General features: G+C 46.2%; 5 protein-coding genes. All 5 read left to right on the forward strand.

Annotation, left to right across the window (positions count from 1 at the left end; translation table 11 throughout):
- Window positions 1–180: 180 nt before the first annotated feature.
- A complete protein-coding gene (locus J3T93_RS09780) occupies window positions 181–2493 on the forward strand; it encodes a prolyl oligopeptidase family serine peptidase (RefSeq protein WP_267431528.1) in 2313 nt (770 codons plus the stop codon).
- 199 nt (window positions 2494–2692) lie between these two features.
- Complete coding sequence (gene lanKC / locus J3T93_RS09785) at window positions 2693–5329, forward strand: class III lanthionine synthetase LanKC (RefSeq protein ID WP_267431529.1); 2637 nt, start codon at window positions 2693–2695, stop codon at window positions 5327–5329.
- Window positions 5330–5543: 214 nt separating this feature from the next.
- A complete protein-coding gene (locus J3T93_RS09790) occupies window positions 5544–6257 on the forward strand; it encodes an ABC transporter ATP-binding protein (RefSeq protein WP_101433110.1) in 714 nt (237 codons plus the stop codon).
- Between the two features lie 47 nt (window positions 6258–6304).
- Window positions 6305–7750, forward strand: coding sequence for an FtsX-like permease family protein (locus J3T93_RS09795; protein ID WP_045924218.1), 1446 nt, complete (start codon window positions 6305–6307; stop codon window positions 7748–7750).
- 17 nt (window positions 7751–7767) lie between these two features.
- Entirely contained in the window at window positions 7768–9561 is a 1794-nt protein-coding gene (locus tag J3T93_RS09800) for an ABC transporter ATP-binding protein (RefSeq protein WP_161522307.1), read from the forward strand.
- The last annotated feature ends 244 nt before the right edge of the window (window positions 9562–9805 follow it).

Raw genomic sequence — 9805 nt, forward strand, 5'->3', positions numbered from 1 at the left:
CCCGACCTATTAACAACCACCCAACACGCTTACAGCCACAAGGCCAAACCCCCAACATAAACAACGCGTTTAGTTCCTATAGCCCTGCCTATAATTATCAACGTAGGTGCATTAGCTAACTGATGGGCAAAGGCCGTGGAATCATGCATCTCATGGTCATTTTAAAAGGACTTATTAAGTATGAATCAGGCAACGCAGAGAAATAATGAAAGAGACACCGAATGTCTCCTGCTTCAGAATGTTAGATTTGAAAAAAGGATGGAGCACCTTCAAGATCTTCAGAGAGAGCTATTCCTGGAACAGCAAAACCGCAAAAAGGAGGAGTTTGTTTCTCCTGCTGTTAGATTGGGCAACTTCTGGTATTTCTCACGGAACTTTGTAGGAAAGCCTTATGATGTACAGTACCGTTTGCCGGTTATCGCTGATGATGATTGGAATCCTCCCGACGTTATTGCAGTCGCTAATCAGAGTGATGTAAAGGGTGAAGAGGTTGTATTCGATGCCAATGCTGAAATCGGCAGTTCGAAATATTTCCATTTGCAAGATTTGTCTATCAGCAATGACGGCAAACTTCTGCTTTACAGCACGGATACTAAAGGCAATGAAAGATATACTGTTCATCTTCGTCGAATCACGCAATCCAAGCCGCTATCGGATGTTATTCCCGATACCGGCGGGGCATGTTTAAGTCCCGATGGGCAATGGGTGTTCTATCTGGTACTTGATAATCAGATGAGACCATTCGCAGTGAAACGACATCACATTGGATCGAGTATTCAAGAAGATGTTGAAGTGTTTAGAGAAAATGACGAAAAATTCCGCGTAACTGTCACGATTAGTAATGATAACCAATACATCGTCATTACATCGGCCTCTCCAACAAGCAAAGAAGTTTTAATCTTGCCGGCGGCAAACCCAACAGGCGAATTCATATCTTTTATAAAAAGACACAATAGTATTAAGTATTCCGTGCAGTTCGGTTTTTTTGAAGCCGAGGAAGACGAAGAAGACGATATACCAATTGCCGTGATCCGACATAATGGCAGAACACCGAACTTTGAAGTCGATATAATCGATATGCGTTTGCACGAGCCGCCCTTCTATATCGGTGAGGGAACATGTATCGCTATGGGAGAATCTTGCCCGGTAGACGATACTGAGATAGCGCGAAAAGACAGTAAATCTATCTTGGCAGGAAAGCGCCAGCGCACCCTTCCAAATCCTCGAATTTTCCAGCAAGTGCGAGGTTTGAACATTTTTTCCGTCTGTGTTCGCCGCAACTTCATTTCATTAAGCTACCGTTCAGATGGGCTGCCTCGTATTGCTTTTGTTGATAAAGCTTCAGTTAAGGAATCTACTGAGTTCAATCGTCCTTTGAATCTTAATGAGGTGAAGCCACTCACCAATAACAGGGTGGATTCTGTAGGTGATAGTAAGATTTATTCCATCGTTAGCTCAGGGAACTTGTCATATGATTCCCCGAATATGCGTTACTCAATTTTCAGTTATACATCTCCCACAGAAATTCGTGAAGTGAATCCATTGACTGGCGATGACAACTTTGTAGGGGGATATGCAGGTTTTGAGGATTTTGATAGCAGCCTATATGCCGAACAGCGGATCTGGCTACCGTCAAGAGACGGTGAGAAGATTCCAGTATCACTGATTTGGAAAAAAGAACTGCAGCAAAATATATATCGCGAGAGACAACTGCATTCAGCATTTACCGGTCTTCCACAGAATCGGCCTATGTATATAACAGGTTACGGTGCTTATGGAGTCAGCACTGATCCAGACTTCTCAATGGAGCGACTAAGTTTACTTGACCGTGGAATATTATATGCAGTGGTTCATGTCCGCGGTGGGGGGGAACTAGGATATACCTGGCATGAACAGGGTCGGAAGCTTCATAAAAGAACATCATTTGAGGACTTTATAGATTCAACCCAAGCTTTACAAGATGCCGGCTGTGCGAAGCCTGAAAGAACCGTGGCTTATGGTAATTCTGCCGGCGGATTACTTGTGGCATCCGCAGTTTCGATGGCACCAGATTGTTATGCGGGTGTTATTGCGGACAGTCCTTTTGTTGATCCGTTAACAACGCTTCTTAACCCATCTTCTCCTCTGACTGTGGCGGAATGGGACGAATGGGGAAATCCGTTGGAAAGCCAAAAGGTTTTCGATTATATCAGGTCATATTCACCTTGTGAAAACCTTCCTTCTCACGGAAAGCAGAAAGGGAAGGGGAGTGGTGAATCCGTGCAAGAATGGAGATTCCCTTCAGTTTTAGCAATAGCCGCAAAGCAAGATGCTCGGGTCTCCTATAGAGAATCTCTGAAGTGGGTGTCACTGCTCCAGGAAATCGGTGCAGACGCAGTCGTTAATATCATTCAGAATGGAAGCCACGGGGGAGGATCAGGTAAGTATAGACGCTGGGAAAAGTTTGCTATGCAAACGGCTTGGTGTCTTGACATCATTGGATGCAGCAATTGAAGGTCCATCTCTACTCAAAGGAAAGTTGCCATCTTAAAAGGCGACGTATGGGTACTTAGCTATCAAAGGCAATGAGCAAGTTATTAATATTCAAGAAGCGAGTTAAAACAGAAGTTGACACTGAACCGGGTTCTGATAATATTACTACAAAGCATAGTCCGCAACGATGGGAGACGCAATGATTGGGGAAGCTGTATACATGCGGGCGACGCACCCAGGATCTCCTTTCTTTGTCGATAGCCGTAGTCTCATGGCACATGCCGAAGAGTCATGGGATCCTGAACCTGACTGTCCGATAGGATGGGCTTCAAATAAATCCGTAGTATGGACATATATGCAGCCGACTGCTTGCATAATGAGGACCCACGGATGGAAAATTCATGTGACGGCTTCCCTTGACAATGCACAATCAGTTTTAGAAAAAGTTTCTAAAATCTGTATTTCAGAGCATGTTATGTTCAAATATCTCAGGGATAAACAACAGTACCGATCCTCCAATACCAAATATGCAGGACGCAGCTCTAGTGGAAAATTCATAACCATATATCCCTTTTCTGATGAGCATCTTGAAAGATTAACCCTCAAACTAGAGGAAGCAATAGGCGGTGAACCAGGACCTTATATCCTCAGTGATTTAAGGTACAATAACGGACCTATCTTTTTCAGATATGGGGCGTTTGTTTCAATAGAAATGTCCGATGCGGAAGGTGAGAAGATAAGTCTCATTCCCGACGCTGACGGAGTGTTGAAAGAGGACATACGGGGGGTTCGCCCAATCATTCCACATGGTGTCCCAATCCCACCGGTTGTTAATGAGGCTTATGAGGCCTATAACAAAAATCTATCTACAGAACTTGATAATTACGTGGATTTGAAGGCCGTACATTTTTCTAATGCCGGAGGAGTATATTCCGCACGAAACAGAGACGATGAACAAGTCATTTTAAAAGAGGCTCGTCCATATGCAGGTCTTGATGATAATAAACAAGACGCTACTACACGACTTGCCCATGAATGGTCAATATTAAAACATGCTGAGCATCTGGGAATTACGCCGAAACCACTAAAGCAGTTTAAGGTTTGGGAGCACCATTTTGTTGAGATGGAGTGTATAACAGGTACACCGTTCAACGATTGGATCACGGAACATATGCCGATAGTACGTGATAGTTATCAGGCAATGCAAGACTATAAACAGCGCTCCTTACAGATTGCTCATTTGCTAATCGACACCGTTGAAAAATTACACACTACAGGATATGCTCACGGAGATCTTCAGTTGGCGAACGTTTTTGTTTCCGAGAACGATGATGCCGTTCGATTGATAGATTTGGAAGCTGCGAGGAATCTTAAAGATACCAATCCACCAGCAATGAATGCGATGGGGTTCCAGCCTCCCAAGCACTGTACAGCTGAGCAAGCAGATTGGTTTGCTGTTTCACGACTCATCGCAACGCTTTTTGACATACAGAATAATATAACAATCCTCTCTCCGGAGTACTGGTCAGTCTTTTTAAAGAGAATACAGGAAGCATTTGGGGAAGAACCCGTCAGCTTGATTAACTCCTTGAACGAAAGATATCCCGGCGAAAACGGAATAGTGGTGGTGCCAGCCACTCCAACAGAAAGTATCCGACCATACACTTGGAAATTACCTCAGCAGCAAGTTTCTTTACATGATATACAACTCATATCCAATCAGACGGTAAAAGGCATAGAAGCCACTCGCCATGCGGTTCCTGGAAAGCTTTTTCCTGCAGATGCAAAACTTGAGTCAAACTATGCTCATGTAAATATCGCCACAGGAGCAGCCGGTGTCTTACTGAGCCTTATTCGGGCAGGGAAAACAGTTGATCCCGCCGATGTAAGGTGGACATTTGATTCACTAGTTAATGGGATATCGGAAAGCGCTGACTATGGTCTGTTTTCCGGTCTTACCGGCATGGCGACTTTCTTCTATGAGGTGGGTAAGAAAGATTGGGCCAAGAACTTAATCAAACAAGTTTCAGGTAATTGGAAAAGCCTACGGAACGTTAACCTAGAAAAAGGCCTATCAGGTATTGGTTTGGCGCTTACTGCCTTTGGCGCTTCAGAGGAAGAAGACCAATATATAGGGACAGCAGTCAATATCGCTGATCACATACATCAAGTACTGTTCGATACGGATATTGAACATGAACATAAGAAACTCAGCCACAGCTCTGGCCTTTTCCAAGGCTGGTCGGGAGCTGCTCTATTCTTTTCGTCCTTAGGAAAGGTGACAGAGGACCCACGATATTTTTCATGGGCCTCCGCATGCATAGAGCACGATTTATCCTATACCGATTTGTCAGATTCCGGCCGTCGAGGGGTTATTGAAGGCGAGTATAACCGCTCGCTACCATACTTGACTAACGGATCTGCTGGACTCCTTACCGCAATATCGTGGGCTAGGCTTATGCAGAATAACGAATCGCTATTCTCTGATGTGTTTGAATCCCTTGTAGAGGCATGTGCTTCACCCACGTATGCTTTCAGCGGACTGTACAACGGACGAGCTGGCATTATGTCTGCTTTAGCGGTAGGGAAAACTTGGATTTCAGATTATGCTGAAATTCAAACCATGCATTTAAAAAATCTTCTGGATTACAGTCTGGCCTACCATGAACAACCAGTTTTTGTCGGCGATAGCATGTTGAGGCTATCTGCCGACTATTCAACAGGTTCTGCAGGAGTTCTTTCCGCACTTACCTCTATGACTGGATCTGGGTGGGAATTCCTACCGATTGTCAATCCAGATCAATTCTGTGGGCAACAGCTCATGGCCAAGCAAATTAGCGAATGGAAGGAGGTGTGAAATGAACGTTCTGAATCTGCAAGACGAAGATACCAATGAGAACCCTATGCATAAGAGTAATCATAGTTACTTCTTGTGCACCAGTTACAGCGATACGAGCAACGTGTTGTGTTGGTAAATAGGAATATCGCCCCATGACAGCGTTTATTTCAGTACTCGTTGTCGTGGGGCTTTATAATCGCATGAGGTCTGGCGATACTCTGATCTCAGTACCATGAAGGTTAATATTATGCGTGATGGTGTGGTAGTAGCTGAACAGCTAAGTAAGAATTTCGTCTCGGGTGACGGGACTCCCACTGTGGTGTTCAATGATCTTTCTTTTGTTGCTGCTGGTGGTGCCATGACCGCAATTACAGGGCCCTCTGGATGTGGTAAGAGCACCTTGCTATATTGCCTTTCTGGTCTTGAACAGCCATCTCAAGGAAATGTGTGGGTGCTGGGTGAGGAACTAACTAAGAAGAACCAGCGTAACTTGGCTTTGTTTCGCAGATCGCATATCGGGTTTGTGTTTCAGTCCTACAATCTTGTCCCGTCCATGACCGTTCGTGACAATATCCTGCTCCCCTTGACTCTCAGCCATCGCAAGGTCGATCAAGGAAGCATCGATGCCCTCATGGATAAGTTCCACTTGAGCGGGCACGACAATGACGCAGCTAGTTCGCTCTCAGGTGGTGAGCAGCAGCGGGTATCCTTGATTCGCACCTTGGTCGCGGATCCCGATGTTGTGTTCGCCGATGAGCCGACAGGTGCTCTTGACCAGAAGTCCGGACAGTTGGTTTTCTCGCAGTTGCGGGACTTCTCCCATCGACCCGGTAAATGCGTGGTCGTGGTCACACACGATCTCCGCCTGGCCCGGCAATGCGACGTCGTATACACCATGAGTGATGGCGGATTTGTCGCATCAGGGAATGTGGAAGAGCAAGCGTAGTTATTGCCCTGATTCTGTATGGCGATGCGGCGTGAAAGGTGTAAGTCATGAAGTGGGCGTTGAATGATCTGAAAGCCAATAGAGGAATCTGGGCCGGTGTGTTTCTTGTGCTTGTGGTCACGCAGACGATTCTGTGCGCCATGAGTGTATGCAAGGGAATCAATGATCTCAAACATGATTCCCCGGGGGAAGTGGGTGTGGTATCTCACCATCTCAGCACTAACGTGGACTCGGTCTACCAGATAGCAATGGTCCTGGGTTGCCTGGTCATTATGGTGACGATTCAGGCTTCCATAAGGCAGCGGCGGAAGGGACTTGCATTGTTGTCCCTGCTTGGTGCCACACCTAGGCAGGTGCTGACCCTCACCATGGTGCAGGTGTTCGTGCTGACTCTGATCTCCTCCATCGTTGGTATGGCGCTGGCGCCAATTCTTGCCCCACGGATTCTAAAGTTCCAGTTGGAGGCCGTGCTGTTACCGCCGCTTATCACTTTTACTTGGCAGGGTTTCTTAGACTTTGCTTTGAGGGGGCTTGCAGTCGGTTTCATTGTGGCTTTGTTGGGTGCTCTCTTTACTCTGCGTGCTTTGAGGAAAGTGCTTCCGGTTGAGCTGCTGAGAGGTTCAGGAACTGAGGAAGTCCACGTCACGAGAGCTGGGCGCGGTCTGAGGAGATTCCTTATTATCGGTGGTTTCATCGCCCTGCTGGCACCGGCTGTCGCTGCCGTCATCCTGGTGTTGAACGACCCCAAAACTCTGAGTAAGACCCAATTGGGCATCATCATGCAACCCATGTCATTAGGCCCGATCATCGCGATACTGCTGTTTCTGGTCGCTCTGGCCTATTCTGGAGGACCCATCATCCAATGGGCCACCAAAACATGGACGAATCTGGTTCCTGTGCAATCCGATGTCTGGAAGATCGCACGGGCACAAGCCATTGTGAGAAGTCGCGGGAAGGCATTCGGCTCCACCATCATCTCACTGACTGCTTGCCTGTTCCTGCTCGGTGGATTGTTAATCACAGGTCAAACCAGTACTGCTGCCATAAGTGGCTTTCCCCAGTTGAAAGACATGGGATCAGCCACACCGATAGAGCTTATGTCCAGCCTGTGGTCGGCCTTGCTCATTGCTGTAATCGGTGCGGTCGCCAGTTTCGCCATCTCTGCCAAGGAACGCAACCTTGATCTGGCCCTTATCTCCATCGCGGGCGCTGTGCCCGGACAGCTACTTGCCATATCGGCCTTGGATGGTTTCATCCTCGTGACCACCGGTATCCTTATCTCTGCGGGGGCCACCTTGCTCGTCGGAGTTTTCACCGCTGTGACATTCCTCCCTCTTTCCAAGAATCTCTTTGTAGTGGTCTTCCCCTGGAAGTTCTTCATTATCCTTGCTGTGCCCATTATCGCCGCGGGAACACTTTCCACATTTTTCTCTGCACGTTCTAGTTTGAAGCGATCGGCAATTGAAACCGTCCAAACAGCCATAGGCGAATAGCGGAAATCATGTCAACTATGCAAACTCAGCAACGTCAAAAAACCACAATTTTTAATGTATTCAGACTATTGAAACCGCACACAGCTATCACTGTTGTTGTGATGTCTGTGGGTATAGTGTCTTCAGGTCTGGCGTTACTACAACCTCTGTGTGTCAATTATCTTCTACACGCCATAGAACAGAGTCAGAAGTTGGTGAGACCAATTGCAGTCTTGGCGCTTTTGTTTGTAGCAGGCATCGTCCTGGATGGTTTGGGATCCAATATGGCAAACCGCCTTGCGGCGAAAATAGTTTTCGATAAACGTAGCAATCTCATTACCTGTATCCTCGGCCTGCCGGTACAAGAGTATGATAAGAGGGAGTCGGGTGACTATGTCTCAACTGTCATCTCAGATACTAATGAGTTACGCTCAGCCCTGTCATCAGACTTCTTTAAAGTGGCCGCGAATCTGTTAACAGCTTGCGGATCAGCTGTCGCTATGCTGTTCATTGATACCAGACTCTTTGCCGTGGCACTTATAACTTCGTGCACATCCATTCTGTTGATGATTGCTGCTTCTTCTCGTCTGCAGGCCTATACCGAACTGGTACAAGCTAAGACAGCAAGACTGTCTAATGCCATACTGCGATCATTAGCTGGAATTCGCACAATTAAGGCCTTTATGGCAACAGTGCCTGAAACGAAAAGAGTAGTCGGTACCGCAGAAGAAGTGTATCGGGCAACAGTAAAAGTGGCCAACAAGGAAACAATCATTCGGTCCATTGTGAACTGCGCCATACAGCTGACCTTACTAATCGTTTTTTCCTTTGGCGGCGCGGAAATAGCGAAAGGGGATCTTGATATTTCTAATTTCATCTCCTTTTCAATGTATTTGACTATGGTTGTTTCTTCGCTAAGCTCCTTTTCCTCATCTATAACCACGGCTTTCAAAGCTTTAGGACCACTCAGGAGAATAGAAGACATTGAATCTTTGCGCGATAAAAGCGAAACCGTAAGTTCGAGCAATATGCTTTCCCCAGATGGGCATTCCTCGTTTGATACAGCCAACATTACGCTGGAGTTCAAAGATGTATGCTTTTCTTACAATACAGCGGACAAAGATGATGAACGAAATACCACTCTGCAGAACATTAGTTTTAGCGCAGTCCCACACCAAAGAACCGTCATCGTGGGCTCGTCGGGTTCAGGTAAAACTACGCTGCTTTCCCTATTGGAGGCTTTTTATAGGCCGGATTCGGGGCATATCCTATACAACAATGTTGACTCAACTGATTTAAATGCCAACGATATCAGGAAAGTAGTTAGCTATATTGAACAAGATGCTCCTATATTCTCCGGTAGTATTCGAGATAATCTAACGATGGGAACCATCGAAGCAAGCGATGAGACATGTTGGAATGCGCTCAAGCTCGTCAATCTTGATACAAAAGTTAGGAATCTCGAACAAGAGTTAAATACGCAGGTCGGTGAACAAGGCCACTTCCTGAGCGGCGGAGAACGTCAGAGACTTTCCATCGCCAGGATTTTGCTGCACAGAAAACCTGTCATTCTCTTAGACGAGCCTACGTCAAGCCTCGACTCAATCAACCAACAGAAGATAAATGCTCTACTACGCGAGATATTCTCCGAACAAACCGTCATTGAAGTAGTTCACAGAATGTCAACAATTGAGCCAGGTGATCAAATACTGGTCATGGAAAAGGGCAAAATCGTCGCATGCGGCACGCATGACGAACTTAAGATTTCCAGCCCAGCTTATAGGGAACTACTACAGATGCCGACCATTAGCCAGCAAACCACAGACAATTAAATGTGATGACTTTGTGAATTCTTGTATTTAAATGTAGATACACTAGTCTCATAACGGTATATTTAATGATGTTAGAAGCCGCCACTGCCTCCATCATATTTATATGATGTGCACACTAGGGCGGCATTTTCTTTACCTAAAGGGGATGTAACTGAGATGAGGCCTATAGGAACTAAACGCGTTGTTTTAGGTTCTGTGTGTGGGTTTGGTTGTGTGTTGGTCAGAGTGTGGTGTTGGGGTATCT

Source organism: Bifidobacterium sp. B4111 (assembly GCF_026537235.1).
In the GTDB taxonomy this organism is placed as follows: Bacteria; Actinomycetota; Actinomycetes; order Actinomycetales; family Bifidobacteriaceae; genus Bombiscardovia.

Coding starts and splice junctions, on each gene's coding strand:
- J3T93_RS09780 (WP_267431528.1), top strand. CDS start 181: ATGAATCAGGCAACGCAGAGAAATAATGAAAGAGACACCGAATGTCTC.
- lanKC (WP_267431529.1), top strand. CDS start 2,693: ATGCGGGCGACGCACCCAGGATCTCCTTTCTTTGTCGATAGCCGTAGT.
- J3T93_RS09790 (WP_101433110.1), top strand. CDS start 5,544: ATGAAGGTTAATATTATGCGTGATGGTGTGGTAGTAGCTGAACAGCTA.
- J3T93_RS09795 (WP_045924218.1), top strand. CDS start 6,305: ATGAAGTGGGCGTTGAATGATCTGAAAGCCAATAGAGGAATCTGGGCC.
- J3T93_RS09800 (WP_161522307.1), top strand. CDS start 7,768: ATGCAAACTCAGCAACGTCAAAAAACCACAATTTTTAATGTATTCAGA.